Annotated in this window: 14 protein-coding genes; 12 read left to right on the top strand and 2 right to left on the bottom strand. The window is 62.3% G+C overall.

Going from position 1 to position 18,087, the window contains the following annotated elements; genetic code table 11:
* Positions 1–530: 530 nt before the first annotated feature.
* On the bottom strand, positions 531–749 hold the full coding sequence (locus B5527_RS02315; protein WP_245332467.1) for a hypothetical protein: 219 nt from the start codon (positions 747–749) through the stop codon (positions 531–533).
* 101 nt (positions 750–850) lie between these two features.
* On the opposite strand from B5527_RS02315, the gene B5527_RS43285 reads away from it, so the two are divergent.
* The 3 genes from B5527_RS43285 to B5527_RS02305 all read left to right on the top strand — a co-directional run bounded on the left by B5527_RS43285 (position 851) and on the right by B5527_RS02305 (position 3,494).
* Positions 851–1,021 carry a hypothetical protein gene (locus tag B5527_RS43285; RefSeq protein ID WP_154071948.1) on the top strand — a complete coding sequence of 57 codons (171 nt, stop codon included), beginning with the start codon at positions 851–853 and terminating at the stop codon, positions 1,019–1,021.
* 136 nt (positions 1,022–1,157) lie between these two features.
* Positions 1,158–2,006, top strand: a complete 849-nt coding sequence (locus tag B5527_RS47490) for a DUF305 domain-containing protein (RefSeq protein WP_425305056.1) — start codon at positions 1,158–1,160, stop codon at positions 2,004–2,006.
* A 27-nt stretch (positions 2,007–2,033) separates the two neighbouring features.
* A complete protein-coding gene (locus tag B5527_RS02305) occupies positions 2,034–3,494 on the top strand; it encodes a YncE family protein (RefSeq protein ID WP_079599860.1) in 1,461 nt (486 codons plus the stop codon).
* A 178-nt stretch (positions 3,495–3,672) separates the two neighbouring features.
* Here the strand turns inward: B5527_RS02305 and B5527_RS45635 are convergent, their stop codons facing one another.
* Positions 3,673–4,356, bottom strand: a complete 684-nt coding sequence (locus B5527_RS45635) for an integrase core domain-containing protein (protein ID WP_245332466.1) — start codon at positions 4,354–4,356, stop codon at positions 3,673–3,675.
* Positions 4,357–4,989: 633 nt separating this feature from the next.
* On the opposite strand from B5527_RS45635, the gene B5527_RS02295 reads away from it, so the two are divergent.
* The 9 genes from B5527_RS02295 to B5527_RS02260 all read left to right on the top strand — a co-directional run bounded on the left by B5527_RS02295 (position 4,990) and on the right by B5527_RS02260 (position 18,034).
* Positions 4,990–8,655: a CHAT domain-containing protein gene (locus B5527_RS02295; RefSeq protein ID WP_079599859.1), complete on the top strand. Its 3,666-nt coding sequence runs from the start codon at positions 4,990–4,992 to the stop codon at positions 8,653–8,655.
* Positions 8,656–8,718: 63 nt separating this feature from the next.
* Complete coding sequence (locus tag B5527_RS02290; protein ID WP_079599858.1) at positions 8,719–10,401, top strand: phospholipase D-like domain-containing protein; 1,683 nt, start codon at positions 8,719–8,721, stop codon at positions 10,399–10,401.
* Between the two features lie 255 nt (positions 10,402–10,656).
* Positions 10,657–11,487 (top strand): COX aromatic rich motif-containing protein, encoded by an 831-nt coding sequence (locus B5527_RS02285; protein ID WP_079599857.1) that lies wholly within the window; start codon positions 10,657–10,659, stop codon positions 11,485–11,487.
* The gene (gene cyoB / locus B5527_RS02280; RefSeq protein ID WP_079599856.1) at positions 11,477–13,468 is read left to right on the top strand and encodes a cytochrome o ubiquinol oxidase subunit I; all 1,992 of its coding nucleotides are present in this window, start codon (positions 11,477–11,479) and stop codon (positions 13,466–13,468) included. Before B5527_RS02285 ends, cyoB begins: the two co-directional genes overlap by 11 nt.
* Positions 13,465–14,097 carry a cytochrome o ubiquinol oxidase subunit III gene (cyoC, locus tag B5527_RS02275; RefSeq protein WP_079599855.1) on the top strand — a complete coding sequence of 211 codons (633 nt, stop codon included), beginning with the start codon at positions 13,465–13,467 and terminating at the stop codon, positions 14,095–14,097. The genes cyoB and cyoC overlap by 4 nt, the downstream gene beginning before the upstream one ends.
* Complete coding sequence (gene cyoD, locus B5527_RS02270; RefSeq protein WP_079599854.1) at positions 14,094–14,492, top strand: cytochrome o ubiquinol oxidase subunit IV; 399 nt, start codon at positions 14,094–14,096, stop codon at positions 14,490–14,492. The genes cyoC and cyoD overlap by 4 nt, the downstream gene beginning before the upstream one ends.
* Positions 14,493–14,567: 75 nt before the next feature.
* Complete coding sequence (locus B5527_RS47005) at positions 14,568–14,693, top strand: hypothetical protein (protein ID WP_276329309.1); 126 nt, start codon at positions 14,568–14,570, stop codon at positions 14,691–14,693.
* Positions 14,694–15,010: 317 nt separating this feature from the next.
* Complete coding sequence (locus B5527_RS02265; protein WP_079599853.1) at positions 15,011–15,724, top strand: outer membrane protein; 714 nt, start codon at positions 15,011–15,013, stop codon at positions 15,722–15,724.
* Positions 15,725–15,892: 168 nt separating this feature from the next.
* Entirely contained in the window at positions 15,893–18,034 is a 2,142-nt protein-coding gene (locus B5527_RS02260; RefSeq protein WP_079599852.1) for a methyl-accepting chemotaxis protein, read from the top strand.
* The last annotated feature ends 53 nt before the right edge of the window (positions 18,035–18,087 follow it).

Below are 18,087 nucleotides of genomic sequence, written 5' to 3'. Positions count from 1 at the left end.
CCATCCCTGGCTGGGCGGCCCCGCCGTTTGACCATGTACTTGGCGACGCTCGACTGCGCGACCTCAAACCCGAGCTTGAGCAGTTCGCCATGAATACGCGGTGCTCCCCAAAGCGGGTTTTCTATGCTCATCCGCCGGATCAGCCTGCGAAGCTCCGTCTCGATTTGTGGCCGCCCTCCCCTTCGACGCTATTTCCTACGCCAGTAGCAGCGAAAGCCAGCCCTGTGCCAACGCAGCGTCTCGGGCCGGATGATTGTGAGAGCGAGCAGGATTGATGGAGACCACGATACAGCTGGATAAAGAACCAGCGATCATAGTTCGTAAGCCGGACGCGACCATGAAGCCCGCGCCTCAAGACATTCAATTGATGTCGAAGCACCGCGTTCTCAGCCTGAAGCCGTAACTTCGACTTGAATGGCGAGGCCAGGACGGGCAGAGCGAAACAGAGTAGCCCGATCATTCTGCCAGCTTAAGCGATTCCATTGCTCCCACAACTTGAATAAGGTTTTCGGTACACACGCTGCCCTCACTCAGGCCTGTGACCAGCCCGAGCTGGCGTTATCCAGCCAGCGCAGCATCGCGTCGACGGTCCAGCCGGGAATCGCGAACCCTGGAGTTACACCTTGGCTGGGACGAACGATGAGATGATGTCGCGGTTTGGCGTGATGCACCGTTGCGGCGTTCGCAGAAACACACAAGGAAATCAACAGGCCTAAGGCCAAAACAGAACGCATCGCATTTGCTTCCATTCGCTTGCCGCCCAAGGCCGGCGCGCCCGTTTTATGCGGGCACGCGCGGCCACGGCCCCAAGGCGTAGCGGCTTCACGATCGCTCACATTGGCGAGATGACATGCAGGCTTTCTTTGCCGAGAAGAACAGCATCAAGGCGGATGGGATCGCCGCGCGCGGCCCCGCCACGGTAGCGAAGTTGAATGCCTTTGGGATTCAGACCGGTCTCGATCTCCGTAGCGAGTCTCTCGCGCTGCAGGCAATGAGCTGCGCGTGTTGGTCCGGCGCATGAGCGTCGAAAATCCGCTTTGGGGCGCGCCACGCATCCACGTTGCATTGACGGTTGGCATTACAGAGCCTGGCTCTCGAAAATTCGTGGCCGCTCGGAATAATCATCCGAGCACGTTGTCTTCCCATTGAGAGCCTCTTTGCAGGCGATAGCGGCGGAGATGAAGGTGCGCTTTCCAATTGAACCACGCGGTCTGCTGCTGGCCGTTGGCCTTGGCATCGGTGGATTGGCGTGCGTCTCGCCCGCTGCCGTTGCGGCCAATGCCGAGGGTCCGTTCCTCGCGCTGAATGAAACCGCGATGAACAAGATGATGGCGGGCATGGCCGTGAAGCCCACGCGCGACGCGGATCGCGATTTTGTCGCGATGATGGTGCCGCATCATCAGGGCGCCATCGACATGGCCCAAGCCGAGTTGCAGTTCGGCCATAATCAGAAACTTCTTCGCATTGCCCAGGAGATTGTGGTCGAGCAACTGCAGGAGATCGCGGCAATGCGGCTTGCGATCGGCGAACCCGCTTCGCCTACCTGGGTGACGAATACAGCTCAGGACGCACCGGCGGCAGCTCCTCCGCAGAAAGCCGCGTCGGGCAGTGATGCTGCGTTCGTGAGTCGATCGAATGCGGCGATGGACAAGATGATGACCGACATGGCCGTGAAGCCCACGGGCGACGTCGACCACGACTTCGTCGCGATGATGGTGCCACACCACCAGGGCGCCATCGACATGGCTCAGGCTGAGCTGCAGTACGGACATAGCCCGCAGCTGAAGACGGTCGCGCAGGAGATCATCGTGGATCAGATGCAGGAGATCACGCTGATGCGCCTCGCGCTCGGTGAGCCCCTGCCGCAATCGGTGTCTTCGCCGACCCAGGCTTCCTCCGGCGCGACGCAACACGCGCCGGCGCACGAATCTGACGCCAACCAGACCCAGATGCGGATGTCTGCGGCGATGCAGATGGCTCCGACCAGGCCCGGTGGCGCCCACTGACGATAACCCAGGAAAGGAATACTGATCATGAAGCGTAAGATTCTTGCGGCGGCGCTGCTCGCCGGCACAGCCCTCGCCGGCCTGTCTCCGGCCTTTGCCGGCCAGGCGCCTTACGGCGCATCCGCACCGAACATACCGGTCAGCAGTCATGACCGTGTCTACACGGGTGACCAGTTCTCCAACACCGTCTCGGTGGTCGATCCGTCCGACAACAAGACGCTCGGCGTTATCCCGCTTGGTGCCCCGTCGCCGGCGAATTTCAGCCCGCTGTACAAGGGCCAGGTGCTCGTGCATGGCATGGGCTTCTCGCCGGATCACCGCACCATCGGCGTGGTCTCGATCGGCTCCAACTCGGTGACGTTCATCGACACCGCGACCAACACCGTGAAGCACATCACCTATGTCGGCCGCGCGCCGCACGAAGCCTTCTGGACGCCCGATGGCAAGGAGGTGTGGGTCACGGTGCGCGGTGAGAACTATGTCGACGTGCTCGATGGCAAGACCTTCGAGGAGAAGACCCGGATCATCACGCTGCCCGGTCCCGGCATGACCATCTTCTCGCCTGACGACAAATACGGCTATGTCTGCTCGTCGTTCAATCCGGTCACCGACGTGATCTCCGTCGCCAACCACAAGATCGTTGGGACGGTCAAGCAGACGAGCCCCTTCTGCCCGAACATCGCGGCCACACCGGATGGCAAGCAGGTCTGGTTCACGCTGAAGGATACCGGAAGGACCCAAGTCTTCAACGCCAAGCCGCCCTTCAACACGCTGAAGATCCTCGACACCGGCCCCATCTCCAATCACGTGAACATCATCCACAACGCGCACGGCACCTTTGCCTACGTGACGATCGGCGGCCTGAACGAGGTGAAGGTGTTCCGCACCGACGACTTCTCGCAGGTCGCGACCATCCCCGTGGGCGCGCTGCCGCATGGCCTTTGGCCCTCGGGTGACGGCACCCGGATCTATGTCGGCCTCGAGAACGGCGACGCCGTCACCGCCATCGACACGCTCACCAACAAGGCCATCGGCACGACGGCGATCGGTCAGGCGCCGCAGGCACTGACCTATGTGCCCGACGCGGTGCCGAGCGGGGACGGAATGCGGAACCTCGAGCCGCTGGGCGTGGCCGGCCAGGCGACGCACCTGACGATGGCGGCCGCTGGCGCCCAGCAGGGTGCAGCCCCGACGACCGTGACCCTGTTCAACCAGGGGCTTGTCCAGGTACTGGAGGCCGCAGTGACCGGGCTCGCGCCGAAACAGCCCTACGTCCTGGCTCTCTCCACGAAGCCGGATGGCAGCGGCCCGCTGCAGCCGCTGACGACCTTCATGACCAACCCGGCGGGGGCGGCGATCGTCAATGCCATCGGACCGATCCGCCAGATCGTCCAGAGCAATGAGCCCTCGACGAAGCAGTATCTCGTCATGCTGCCGGGAACGCCGGACAAGCCCGGTGCGCCGGCCCAGGTGCAGGTCGCGAGCTGACCGAGACCGGGTGATTAGGGGTCGGCTGAGTCTGGCCAAGGCCGGGCTCAGCCGATCGCCAGCGGCGCGTCGGTCCGATCGGCAAGGACCGAGCCGCCGTAACGGGCCATTTTCCGAGGAGATTGCGATGAACGGGTTCGTCAAATCAGGTCTGACACTGGTGTGTGTACCGAAAACCCTAAATCCGACCGTAATGGTGATGAAGTCCGCCCAGGATGGCACGTGAACGAATGACACCAGCGCGCTGTACCAAGCGAGAGACCGGCGCGTCCTTATTCAAGGATCGATGCGTTCTGACGCTACTATAATAGTCGGCGTAGAATTTCAGAATCCGGCGCAGATGCGCCTCGCCCAGGACAATGATGTGGTCCACACACTCACGCCGGATCGATCCGATCAGCCGTTCGGCAAAGCCATTCTGCCAAGGCGAGGCTGGTGCGGTAGGCTTGTCCCGGATGCCCATGGCGCGCACTCGGCGTGTGACGACGCGGCCATAGATCCGGTCGCGATCGCGGATCAGGTAGCGCGGGGCCTCATCCCAAGGAAATGCCTCCGTTATTTGACGTGCAACCCATTTCGCCGTCGGATTTGCTGTGACGTTGATCCAGACGAGGTCTCTGCGGTCGAGCCGGACGATGACGAAGGCATAGAGTAGGTCGAAACCGAGAGTTGGAACAACGAACAGGTCCATGGCGGCAATGTCTGGCGCGTGGTTACGCAAGAAGGTTCGCCATCCCTGGCTGGGCGGCCCCCGCCGTTTGACCATGTACTTGGCGACGCTCGACTGCGCGACCTCAAACCCGAGCTTGAGCAGTTCGCCGTGAATGCGTGGCGCGCCCCAAAGCGGGTTTTCGACGCTCATCCGCCGGATCAACGCGCGCAGCTCCGTGTCGATCTGCGGTCGCCCTCCCGACGGGCGCGACTTCCAACGCCAGTAGCCGCGAAAGCCGGCCCGATGCCAACGCAGGAGCGTCTCGGGCCGGACGATCGCAAGGACCTGCAGGATCGACGGAACCCAGCGCTACAGCTGGACAAGGAACCAGCGATCATGGTTCGTAAGCCGGACGCGACCATGGAGCCTGCGCCTCACGACATTCAACTGATGTCGAAGCACCGCGTTCTCAGCCTCGAGCCGCAGCTTCGATTTGAACGGCGAGGCCATGACGGCCAGAACGAAACAGAACAGCCCGATCATTCGGCCAGCTTAGGCGATTCCATCACGTCATCAACTCGGATCAGGTTTTCGGTACACACACCGGGTACATTTTGCCGCAGGCGCCGAGCGCATCGTCGAGGAAAATCACTGATATATTGACTTAACCCTTGGTTGTGTCAGCATCCTCCTAACTTCGCTCCACAAAATGATTTCGAGAACCGCTCAAATATAATAAATTCGACAATGACCAGGCCGCAACGCTGGTAATCTAGCTAACTAACCCAGATCATTAGAATCTAAACCATTCACGACGACGCTTTCGGTATCGAGAGTCCAGCTGTGTCAACCAAGGGAAGTCAGCAACAGAGGGCGGATGACGGCGCAACGACTGCGGAGGCGAAGCCCGCGGTGACGGCGCCGCCGCCGGACGCGCCGGCCGTCGCACCGCCTCCCGTCAGCAACACGACCGAAACCGACGGCCCCCCGCCATCGCCACCCGAGCTCGGCGTGAATATCACGCTGATCTGGGGTGGTCTCACCAACGTCAAGACGCCGGTCGTGATCGGAGCGCGGTATGACGGACTGGATTTTACTGGCCCGACCAAGATTTTCGACCGCCTGCTCGATTCCTGGCTGACGCGCGCCGTCGATCTCGGCATCATGGGATCGGCGTTGGGACAGCTGTTCCCGATTAACCTGGAGTTGTACCACAAGGAAGGCAAACTGAACGCGCGCAACCTGCTTCTCGCAGGCATGGGAGAGCCCGGCCGCTTTGCCCAGGACGGTCTTGAGTTCATCTTTTCCAACATCGTCGTTGCGATGAAGGCGATGGGGGAAAGTGAATTCGCTACCTCGCTGCTGGGCACGCGCCGGAGCGAGCTTTCGATCGCAGAGGCGATTCGCGGCTTCGTTGAAGGCATCGAGGACGGCTACGAGCGCATTTGCGCGATCGCGCAAGCCGTCAAGCAGGATCAGAAAAGCCTTGAACGCGTCGCCGTTCAGCCGCTCTCGATCAAGCTGGTTCATTCCGACAAGGACAAGCTGCAGCAAATACGGGATGAGCTGGATGCGCTGGTAAACGGGAAGCCGGCGCGGAACACCAAATTTACGATCAGCCGCGGCCCGGATGTCGACCCGGATCCCGAAGCCGACGCCCAGGCGGCCGACGTCGAGCCGGATCGTCCCGTGACCTACCTGCGGATCACGCGCAGCAAATCGGCACCGAGGGTAATGCGGGCAAAGTCCGATCCCTCCGCCAAAGCCAGGAAGCCGGCAGATCACCCGGCCACAAATCTTTTCCCGACCGAAGTGTTTCAGTTCTCGGCATTGTCCGATCTCGCGGTGGTCCCGCAGCGGGATCAGGAGGTCAATGCCCGTTTGATGCGCGACCTTCCCGGCCGGATGACGAACGATTGCACGACGGAGGATCGCGCCGCATTCGGCACCTTCTTCACGAATTATCTGATCCCCGATGATTTCCGCAAACTCACCGAAGGCCCCGCGAACCTCACTTTGGAGGTCGACGAAACCACCGCCGTATACCCCTGGGAGATGGCCGGGCACCAGAAATTCTCGGGCACCCCTTATCTCGGCACCAACCTCGCGGTGTCGCGTCAATTTCGTTCGGTGCTCTCGCCTCCGCCCACCTCGCCGCCCGCGCTCGACAACGAGCTCAAGGCGCTCATCATTGCCGATCCGGCGGCCGACAGATTGGCGCTGCCGCACGCGCGCGACGAGGGTGCGGCCGTGGTCGAGGTGCTGGAGCAGGCCCGGATCGCCTGGGGTGGCCAGTACGAGATAACGGCAACGGTTCGCATCGGTCCGCCGGGCGATGCGGACGCGAAATTGCTGCTCGACAATCTGCACGATCAGAACAAATGCGTGACGAGCGCCAAACCGTGTGACCCGCTCGAACTCGCCATGCTGCTGGTAGACGAGCAATACGACCTGGTTCACTATGCGGGCCACGGGCTCTCCGACCCCAAGACGGGCCAAACCGGCTGGGTCTTTGCCGCCGACTGCATTCTCTCGGCCAAGGAGATCTTCCGGGTCCGCCAGGTTCCACGGCTGGTGTTCGCGAATGCATGCTTCTCGTCCGTGACCGACGACCACGACGTGCAGCGCAAGCACATGACCGGCCTGGCGCAGGCATTTTTCAGCCGCGGCATCCCGAACTTCATCGGCGCCGGCTGGAAGGTCGACGATGCCTGCGCGGCGGAGTGCGCGCGATGGTTTTACGCCCGCCTCATGGGGTTACGCAGCCCAAGCGCCGACGCCGGCGTCATCGGCAAGGCGCCGCCAGCCACGATTGGCGAGGCGCTGCGGGAAGCGCGCAACAAGGCGCTCGAGCTCAAGCCGCAATCGTCGAGTTGGGGCGCCTACCAGCACTACGGACGTGTCAGCGACAAGCTGGTGGCGATGGCCAACGCTTCGGCGCCCGCCGAAGCAACCCGGGAAGCCGCGTCAAGTGCGCCGCCCCCGATCGCCGTTCAGGTCAACGCCGCTCCGCCGGCGCCGCCCGTCCTCGCAGCCGTCCCGATAGCGGCAAAAGGAAAGACCGCCGGCAGCGCACCCGCTGCCGAGGATGGCAACCGCGTCTACGTCAACGGCATCGACTTCAACACCGGGGATTACGCCTTCCCGCCGAGATCGATCGACGAGATTGCCAAGCGGGTACGGGCGCGTCCGGGCGTCGATTCCTTCGACAAGGCGCGCGACGGCGCACACCGGTCATTGCCGGTCGATATGGATGCGAACAGGCTGGAGCAGTCCGGATGGGGCATCGTTTTCCATGAAGATACCCCGCCCGAAGTCCGCCAGGCCATGAGTCCCCTGATTGAACATCGCCGCAAGCAGGCCGGCGACCGCCTCAAAGAGCTCGATTACAGGAAAGGCGAACAGACGCGGGATTGGTGTGAGCGCTGGGGGACCTCGGCCGGCAATCTCGATCCGGCAATCGTGCCCTACTACCTGCTGCTGATCGGGCCGCCCGATCTCATCCCGTTCGAATTCCAGTATTTGCTCGGCATCGAATACGCGGTCGGCCGGTTGGCGTTCGACAAGGCGGAAGAATACGAACGCTATGCGCGTTCGACGATCGCCTATGAGAACGCGAAGTCGGTCCCCAATGCCAGGGAGATCAGCTATTGGGGCACCCGCCATCTTGGCGACGGCGCCACCAACCTGAGCGCGTCGTTCCTGGTCGATCCCCTTGCCAACGGCGTAGCGGGAGCAACCGGGGATCTGAAGAAGGCGATCAACACGTCCTATGGCTATGATCGAAAGCTCAGCCTTGGAGCTGACGCGACCAAGGCGAACCTGCTGCAAGCGCTGAACGGTCCGAAGCCGCCGGCGGTGCTGTTCACCGCCTCGCACGGCATGAAGTTCAACGCGGGTCAGGACGGGCAGGCCACCTCCCAGGGCGCGCTTTTATGCCAGGACTGGCCGGGTTTCGGCAGCGTGCGGCCCGCGCATTTTCTGACCGCCGCCGATATCGCCGACGATGCCAATGTCAATGGTACGGTGGCGATGCTGTTCGCCTGCTTCGGCGCCGGCACGCCCGACACCGATCAGTTCCTCGACGACCTTTCGCCGGCCGCCGACGCGCCGCCGCTGGCGCCTCAACCATTCGTCGCCGCGTTGCCGCGCCGCCTGCTTTCCCATCCGAACGGCAGCGCGCTTGCCGTGATCGGCCACGTCGATCGCGCGTGGGGATTTTCGATGCAGGACGCCAAGGTAGCCGCGCCGCAGATCGCCGTCTTCCGCAACAGCATCGGCACCATCCTGTCGGGCATGCCGGTCGGACACGCGATGTCGGTGTATTTCGGTGCAAAATTCGCCGAACTATCGGCGTTGCTGCTCAGCGCAACCTCGCAGAGTGCACCCGCAGCCATGCGGATCCCCGACTCCGATCTGGTCGACAGGTGGCGGCAGCGAAACGATGCCCAGAACTACCTGCTGCTGGGCGACCCCGCCGTTCGCATTCGCAAGGATGCTTTCACGTAACCGTCGCAAGGCGGTTGCTTATCGCTTGAATAGTTTGACTTCAATTTTCAGGGAAGCCCAGTCATGGATCAGCCAGGCATTGCGCAAGTATCGGAGGCGGTGAAGGCCTCGTTCGAACCGATCATGAAAGCGCTCGGTCCGGTTCGCCAGCAATTGATGGGCGTGCAAGACCTGGTCGTGACCCGGCCGGGATATAAATATCCGCCGGGAGCACCGCCGGTGCCTGCGATCGTCGTGGCCGTCACCCCGGGCACCACGCCGGTGCAGGCCGCCGATCTGGAGGCAAAGTTCGCAGTTCCGGTCGCCATGATCGACGCCACTGTAGAGGAACAGATGGCGGCGGCGAAAAAGCAGCCGGTATCCTTTGGGACGCCCGGCGGATCGATGGTCTCGGCGTTCGAGAAAATGATGGGCGGAGACGAACCGCTGGCTTTCCTGCCGCCCAAGAGCGGCGGCTATACCGAGCCCGATCCGCCGAACCTGCCGCTCGTCAAGGAGGCGATGGAGCTGACGATCTGCGTCAGTCCGGAGGCCGGCTGGGGCGAACTCGAATCCTTCCTGGGCGAAACCAAATCGTCGCTCACAGTGGCGATGTATCAATTCACCGCGCCGCACATCTTCAAGGCCATCGAGCAAGCTGTGGCGCCCGCAGGGCGCAAATTCGAACTGGTGCTGCATCCGGTGCCGGAGAAGCCGGCGAAATCCGGCGTCAAGGCCCATGACCTCGACGAGCAGAAAGACGTCATCAATCCTCTCACGACGGAAATGTCGAATCGTTTTCAGATGGCCTGGGCCACACTTGAATCGAAGGCGAATCCGAACGGGCTTTTTGCGTCCGCCTATCACATCAAGGTCGCGGTGCGCGACAGTGCCGCGATCTGGCTCTCCAGCGGCAACTGGCAGTCGTCAAATCAGCCGAACGTGCACCCGTTCGTCGCCAACCCGGCTCCGCTGGAGGCCGGATTCCAGAAGAAATTCAATCGCGATTATCACGCCATCATCAAGAACCAGAAGCTGGCATCGATCTACGAGTTTTATATCAAGCGCGATTTCCAGCTTTCCGCGGCGCAGGCCGGCCAGGCCGTCAGCGTTGCCGCGCCGGATCTGTTCGTGCCGGAGGACAAGCCAGAGGCCGTCTCGTTTGCGGCGCCGCCGCAATATTTCCCGCCGTTGCGCCTGAACCGCGAGGTCAGCGTGCAGCCGCTGCTGACGCCGGACAATTACGCGGAGAACGCGCTGAAGCTGATCAATTCGGCGACCAAGAGCGTCTGGTTCCAGAACCAGTACATCAACTTCCGGGGCACCAGCGACGACTTCACCGAATTCCGGCTGTTGATCGGGGCGCTCAAGGACAAGATCGATAAAAAGCTCGATGTCCGCATCATCTGCCGCGACATGATGAAACAGGAGAGCCTGGACGTTCTTGTCGCGCTTGGCTTTCCAAAAGAGGTCTTTCGGTTTCAACCGGCGTGCCACAACAAGACGATCATCATCGACGGCAAGATCGTGATGTTCGGCAGTCACAACTGGTCCAACGAGGGCGTGAGAACCAATCGTGACGCCAGCCTGATCTTCGACGATCCGGAGATCGCGGTCTATCTCGCGCAGGTCTACGACTACGACTGGAACACGCTTGCCACCGCGCATCCGACAAAAACCGCCCCGCGGGTGGCCAAGGACGGCGAGGCGCCCCCGCCCGGCCAAAAGCGCGTGGCTTTCTCCGCGGTGTTCGAGGACGGCATGTAAGGTTCGGCCAAGCCTTCTGGTCGGATCGAGGACGAATCCGGCCACCAATCGGCAACCGGCAACACCGCAATCCTTCGTACGGCCTTCCCGATCGCTTTCGGGTGCTTCCTAAATTTCAATTTAATGGTATCGGTGAATTGGCCAACGTAAATCCCGCTCTGGGCGTTCGACGTCCCGGTGAATCTATGGCCTCCCGGGCATGGAACGTCGAGGCAACCACGGCGTTAGCACGGGTTCCATTATTCGGGTTCGGCGATGAATATCCTTGATCCTCAAGGTCCGATCGGAGCCGCCGAAAAAACCATCCTGATCGATTCCGTCGGCATCATGCTGGCGATTGTGCTGCCGACCATCGTCGCAATCTTCGCTTTTGCGTACTGGTTCAGGGCCAGCAACACCAGGGCCTACTACTGGCCGGACTGGGAATATTCTGGCCGTATCGAATTGGTGGTCTGGTCGATCCCGGCGCTCACCATCATCCTGCTTGGCGGCGTCGCCTGGATCGGCGCCCATGAACTCGACCCCGCAGCGCCGATCCCGGGATCCGGCAAGCCCCTGACCATTCAAGGGGTGTCGCTGGAGTGGAAATGGCTGTTCATCTATCCCGAGCAAAAAATCGCGACCATCAACGCGCTCACCGTCCCCGCCGGCGTGCCGCTGCACTTCGAGCTTACCTCGTCCAGCGTGATGAACGCGTTCTTCATTCCGCAATTCGGCAGCATGATCTACACGATGAACGGCATGACCACCCGGCTCAATCTGCAGGGCGATACCCTGGGGACGTTCGGAGGCCTCTCGTCGCATTTCAGCGGTGACGGCTTCTCGGACATGCATTTCGACGTCCACGTCGTGCCACCAGAGCAATTTTCGAAATGGGCGCAGGACGCCGCGGGCACCGACAAGTCGCTCGACCAGGCCAGCTACGGTCAGATCGCCAAGCCCTCGATGAACAACCCGCCGGCGACTTACCGCCTCGCGGATCCGGATCTCTTTCAGGCGATCGCTACCCAGAAGATACCGCCGTCGTTGGGAGCGCCGGCGGGCGTGATCGGCGCTTCACCGGCGGAGGCCGCCGATGCTCGGTAAGCTGAGTTGGTCCGCCATTCCATTCAACCAGCCGCTCCCGATGATCGCGTCCGGCGTCGTGGCGCTTGCCATCCTCGCCGTTCTTGCCTGGATCGTCCTCAGCGGGCGTCTGCCGTATCTTTGGCGCGAGTGGATCACCAGTGTCGACCACAAGCGCATCGGCGTGATGTATGTCCTGCTGGCGATGGTGATGCTGCTGCGGGGCTTTTCCGACGCCATCATGATGCGGATGCAGCAGTCGGTTGCCTTCCATAGCCAGGGGTTCCTCCCGCCCGAGCACTACGACCAGATCTTCTCGGCGCACGGCACCATCATGATCTTCTTCGTCGCGATGCCGTTCGTGATCGGGCTGATGAACTTAGTGGTGCCGCTGCAACTCGGCGTCCGCGACGTCGCCTTTCCGACGCTGAACTCGGTCGGCTTCTGGCTGACCTGCACCGGGGCGCTGCTGGTCAATATCTCCCTGGTGATCGGAGAATTCGCGCGCACCGGCTGGCTGCCCTACCCGCCACTGTCGGAGCTCACCTATTCGCCCGGCGTCGGCGTCGACTACTATCTGTGGTCGCTGGAGATCTCGGGCATCGGCACCCTGGTCGCGGGCATCAATCTCGTCACCACCGTGCTGAAGATACGCACCAGGGGCATGAACTACCTGCGCATGCCGATGTTCTGCTGGACCACGCTGGCGACCAACCTGCTGATCATCGCGGCATTTCCGATCCTGACCGCGACCCTCGCAATGCTGATACTCGACCGCTATTTCGGCTTTCACTTTTTCAGTAACGAAGCCGGCGGCAACGTAATGATGTTCATGAACCTGATCTGGGCCTGGGGGCATCCGGAGGTCTATATCCTCGTCTTGCCGGCGTTCGGCATTTTCTCGGAGGTGGTCTCGACATTTTCGGGCAAGCCGCTGTTCGGTTACCGTTCGATGGTACTGGCCACCATGGCGATTTGCGTGATCTCGTTCATGGTGTGGCTGCATCATTTCTTCACCATGGGCGCCGGACCCGACGTCAACGCGATATTCGGTATCGCCAGCATGATCATCGCGGTGCCGACCGGCGTGAAGATCTACAACTGGCTGTTCACGATGTATGGCGGGCGCATTCGCTTTGCGACGCCGATGTTGTGGTCGATCGGATTCATGGTGACGTTCATCATCGGCGGCTTGACCGGTGTTCTGGTCGCCGTGCCGCCGGCGGACTTCCTGCTCCACAACAGCCTGTTTCTGGTCGCTCATTTCCACAACGTGATTATCGGCGGCGTGCTGTTCGGCGCCTTCGCCGGCTATACCTACTGGTTTCCGAAGGCATTCGGCTTCCGGCTGCATGAGGGGCTCGGGAAAGCGGCGTTCTGGTGCTGGCTGGTCGGCTTTTACGTCGCATTCATGCCGCTTTATGCCGTCGGCCTGCTCGGCATGACGCGGCGAATGCAGCACTATGACGTTCCGGAGTGGCGTCCCTGGCTGATCGTGGCCGCCGGCGGAGCCGCCCTGATCCTGGCCGGAATCGTCTTTCAGATCCTGCAGCTCGCCGTCAGTATCCGCGATCGCGAGCAACTGCGCGACGAAACCGGCGACCCCTGGGATGGCCGCTCGCTCGAATGGGCCACCGCGTCGCCCCCGCCGGCCTTCAATTTCGCGGTGCTGCCCACTGTGTCCGGCGAAGATGCCTATTGGGCGATCAAGAAGCGCGGGGCCGAGCAAGCCGAGCCGCAATATCACGCGATCGAAATTCCGCGCAATTCGCCGACCGGCTTCGTCTGCGCATTCTTTGCCACCGTGATGGGATTCGCCCTGATCTGGCACATCTGGTGGATGGTCGCTCTGGGAGCGATCGGCGCCTTCGCCACTTTCGTGGTGTTCGCCTGGCGCGATCACGACGAGTATACCATTCCGGCCGATGAAGTTGCGCGCATCGACCGCGTCCATCGGGCGCAGCGCCGCACGATGCTCAGCGAAGGGGCCGCCGCCAGATGAGCACCATTGCACTGACCGAAGACCATCATGGTGGATCCACCGCGGTGCGCGACTGGAGCGGACCCGCGTCCAAGCGCATCGTCACCGGTTTCGGCTTCTGGATCTTCATCCTCAGCGACATGGTGATGTTCTCCGCCTTCTTCGCGACCTACGCCGTGCTGCTCGGGCAGACCGCGGGCGGGCCGAGCGGCCGCGACCTGTTCGACCTGCGCAACGTCGCGATCGAGACCGGATTCCTGCTGGCGTCGAGCTTTACCTGCGGCCTCGGCACCATCGCGGTCGACGCCCGCAACAAGGTCTGGTTCCAGGTCTCGATGGCCATCACCTGCGTCTTTGGCCTCGCCTTTCTCACGATCGAGTTGAGGGAATTCTCAAGCCTCGTTGCGCGCGGCGCCGGGCCGACCCGCAGCGCGTTTTTGTCGGCGTTCTTCACACTGGTAGGCTGTCACGGCATGCACGTCTCGGCCGGCATCCTGTGGCTGCTGACGATGATGGCGCAGGTTTACGCCAAGGGGTTCAGGGCGGACATTCAGCGCCGCCTCCTGTGCTTTGCGCTGTTCTGGCACGCCCTCGACATCATCTGGATCGCCGTGTTCACCGTGGTGTACTTGCTCGGGAGCGCGAAATGACCAACGGACACGATGAAGCCTTCCACGGCATCGATCTCGCACCGGGCGACGAGCACGTCGAAGCCGGTGGCATCGCACAGCGGGTGCTCGGTTATCTGACCGGGCTGGGGCTCGCTGTTCTGCTGACGGCAACCTCTTTCTTTGTCGCCGGCACCAGTCTGGTATGGGAGCCGAGCATTCCGGTGGCGCTGGTGGTGCTGGCGATCGCGCAGATGGGCGTGCATGTCGTTTTCTTCCTGCACATCACCACCGGCGCCGACAATACCAACAACGTGCTGGCGCTGGCTTTCGGTATCCTGATCGTCATGCTGGTGATGACCGGATCGCTGTGGATTATGTCGAACCTCAACCACAACATGATGCCGATGGATCAGCTCATGCGGATGCAGCGTTAGCTACGCACCGGACCCGACTGATATCGGTCAAGGCGTGACGCTCGATCCCTGGGCATGCCGCCGTCAAGAGCCCCCATGCATCGCAAGATCATCGTCGCCGGCTGGCACGAAGTTTCCGGCAGCGCCGCGGCGGCACACTTCGCGGCGCAGACAACCTCCTCCACGCCGTCGAGAACACCTCTCCCGGCCTTCGGCACATAACTTTATCAGCGCGGCAAGGCCTACGGTTCGGACCTCGGGCCGTTCAAGACGCCCGCCCGCGAGGAGAACCACCGCCCTGCCCGGTTCCCGATGTTGCCGTAGCGACACCCCCTGCAAGCCCAAATTAAGGCTTCTTTCAGGCTTGATTAAGGCTCCATTAATCACAGAAAGTTGTTGTTCCCCAATAGGTTGGGAACTTCCCGAGTGTGGCTGATGAGTGACAGCTTTTTAGCCAAAAGCTGGCTAAGTGCGCGCCATGGACGACGCCGATATGCGGCAGATCTAAAAACCAACGACGCTCTGGAGAACTGAACCAAATGAAGAAGTTTCTACTCGCAACTGTGGCTCTCGTCGCTCTCGGCGCGACCGTGCCAGCACTCGCCGCCGATCTCGCAGCTCGCCCGGTCTACACCAAGGCTCCCGCTTACGCCGCTCCGGTCTACAACTGGACCGGCTTCTACATCGGCGGCCACATTGGCGGCGCGTTCGCCGGCGACAGCACCGTGAACAACAGCAGTGGCCAGTTCCTCGGCGGCGTGCAGGGCGGCGCGGACTATCAGTTCGCTCCGAACTGGGTGATCGGTGTCGAAGCCCAGTACAGCTGGCTGAGCAGCAACAATAATGGCGTGCTGTTTCCGGGTGGCACGCTGGTCACCTCCAACAACGACCAGCTCGGATCGGTCACCGGCCGGCTCGGCTATACCTGGGGCCCGGCGCTGCTTTACGCCAAGGGCGGTTATGCCTGGAAGGATGGCAGCAACATCGGCGTGACCAGCGGTGGCACCCCGGTGGCTTTCACCACCGACGGCAACCATCGCGACGGCTACACCGTGGGTGCCGGTCTCGAATACATGTTCGCGCCCAGCTGGTCCGCCAAAATCGAATACCAGTACTACAACTTCGGCAGCACCACCTTCACGAGCGGTCCTCTCGACATCGTCGGCGTCCGGTTCCGTAATGACGAGAATACCGTCAAGGCCGGCGTCAACTATCGCTTCAACTGGGGTGGCCCGGTCGCCGCGCGCTATTGATCTGTACCTGATATAGAGACGGAAAAGGCCGGCCTCGCGCCGGCCTTTTTTCGTGATGGGACGAAAAACGCCCAAATCCTGTAAATTTTCCCCATTTTATTAACCGTGTAACGCGATACTGCCGCTCGGATTCATCCTGGGGGATGAAGGCGAGACGGGGCAGAAAGCATGGCGTTACGATCCACTATCGGCGCAGCACGCCCCGGCTTTTGGCGTCCGCAATGGGGCGTCAAGGGCAGCCTGATTGCCGCCTTCGCGGTGATCGCCGGCATGGCCATCGCCATCAGCGCCGGCGCCGGCATGGTACTCGGGCATCTCGGCGGCACCATGATCGACCTCAGCGGGCGGGACATTCCCCGGCTCTCGGCCAGCCTGCAACTGGCGGCGCAGAGCGCAAGCCTTGCCAGCCAGGGTCCGGCGCTGCTGGCGTCCCGCAGCGAAGAAGCGCTGAACGAGCGCTCCAAAAAGATCAAGGAAACCCAGGAGGTCACGCTTGAAAAGCTCGGCGAGATCATCGAACTCGGCGCCGACAAGGCGGTCGTCGCCGCGCTCAGCGAAACCGTGAAGAAAATCGACGAGACCATCAAAAGCCTGGTCGGGGCGGCTCACGAACTGCTCGAAACCGCGGCCCGGCATCAGACGCAATATGAGGCGCTGCGCAACGCCCAGGCCGGCTTCGTCGCCGTCGCGAGCCCCGCGATGATGGACTCCCAGGCCCAGATCAATGCCATCCTTGGATCCGCAAATCTTTCTCCGGACGATGCAACGCAGGCGGCGCGTACGGTCGACCAGCTCGGCGACGTGATCGCCTCCGGCCATCTGATGGCATCGGAGATGATCGCCGCGCTTTCGGCCGGCAACAGCGAAACGCTCGATACCATCGAGAAGCAATTCAAGGCCACCCAGGCCCGCGTCAGATCGAACCTCGATATGCTGCCCAGCAACTCCGGAACCACGGCGCTGCGCAACGCGGCGCTGAAATTGCTGGCGCTCGGCGAGGGCCAGACCGGCGTCTTCAAGCTTCGCCAGAAGGAACTGGACGCCAACGATTACGGCGAGCTAATTCTCGAAGAAACCCGCAAGCTCGACGTCGGTCTCGGGATCAGCGTGCAGCAGCTGGTCGACGGCGTGCAGACCGAGACCGACGCCTCGACCTGGGAAGCGCGCAAGCAAATTTCGCTCGCGACCACGGTCATGCTCGCGCTTGGCGGCCTCACCCTGATCGGATCCGTGATGTTCGTCTGGCTATATGTCGGCGGCAATATCCTGCGGCGGATCGGCAACCTGCAGCGCTCGATGCAGCTTCTGTCCGACGGCGATCTGGAGACGGAAATCTATCGATCGAGCCAGCGCGACGAGATCGCGGCGATGGCAAATTCGCTGGAGATTTTCCGCGAGAGCATGATCGAGGCCCGCGCGCTGGGCGCCGACCAGGACAAGGATCGGATCGCCAAGGCTGAACGCGCCTCCCGCATGGAGACCCGGATCGTCGAGTTCGAAGCAGCCGTCCGCACCGCGCTCGATAGCCTGCAGCGATCGGCCAATTCGATGCAGGCCACGGCGCAAAGCATGTCGGTGACCGCCGATCAATCCAGCGCTCTGGTGAGCGCGGTGGCGTCCGCCGCCGAGGAAACCTCGGTCAACGTGCAGACGGTTTCCTCGGGCACCGAACAGCTGTCCTCATCGATCTCCGAAATCGGCCGCCAGGTGGTCGCTTCGGCGCAGATCGCCCGCAAGGCGGTCGAAGAAGCCGGCGCCACCGACGCCACCATGCAGGGGCTTGCCGAAAACGCCGGCCGCATCAGCGTCGTGGTCGACCTGATTCAGGTGATCGCCTCGCAGACCAACCTGCTCGCGCTTAACGCCACTATCGAAGCGGCGCGTGCCGGCGAAGCCGGCAGGGGCTTTGCGGTGGTCGCCTCCGAGGTCAAGAGCCTCGCCAACCAGACCGCAAAGGCCACCGACGAAATTCGCGCGCAGATCGCCAGCATGCAGGAGGTCACGACCTCGGCGGTCGGCGCCATCAGAAACATCGGCCAGACCATCAGCGAGATCAACGAGGTGACCGCCGCGATCGCGGCTGCGGTCGAGGAGCAGGGGGCGGCGACGCGCGAGATCGCCCGCAACATTCAGCACGCCGCCGGCGGCACCAGCGAGGTTTCCAGCAACATTATCGGCGTCAGCACCGCCTCCAGCGAGGCCGGATTGGCCGCCGGCGAGGTGCTGAGCGCCTCCAGCGCGCTGCGCCGCGAGGCCGACGTGCTGCGCTCGGAAATCGACGCGTTCCTCTCCAATATCCGCGCGGCGTGAGCGGCGCCATGCGCCGCAGGCCAGTGCCTGCGCGCGTAACGCATGATTTGCGC

The sequence above is a fragment of the Bradyrhizobium erythrophlei genome (assembly GCF_900129425.1).
Lineage (GTDB): Bacteria > Pseudomonadota > Alphaproteobacteria > Rhizobiales > Xanthobacteraceae > Bradyrhizobium > Bradyrhizobium erythrophlei_C.
Note: the sequence above shows the minus strand (reverse complement) of the source record. Positions and strands in the feature narration are given on the sequence as shown.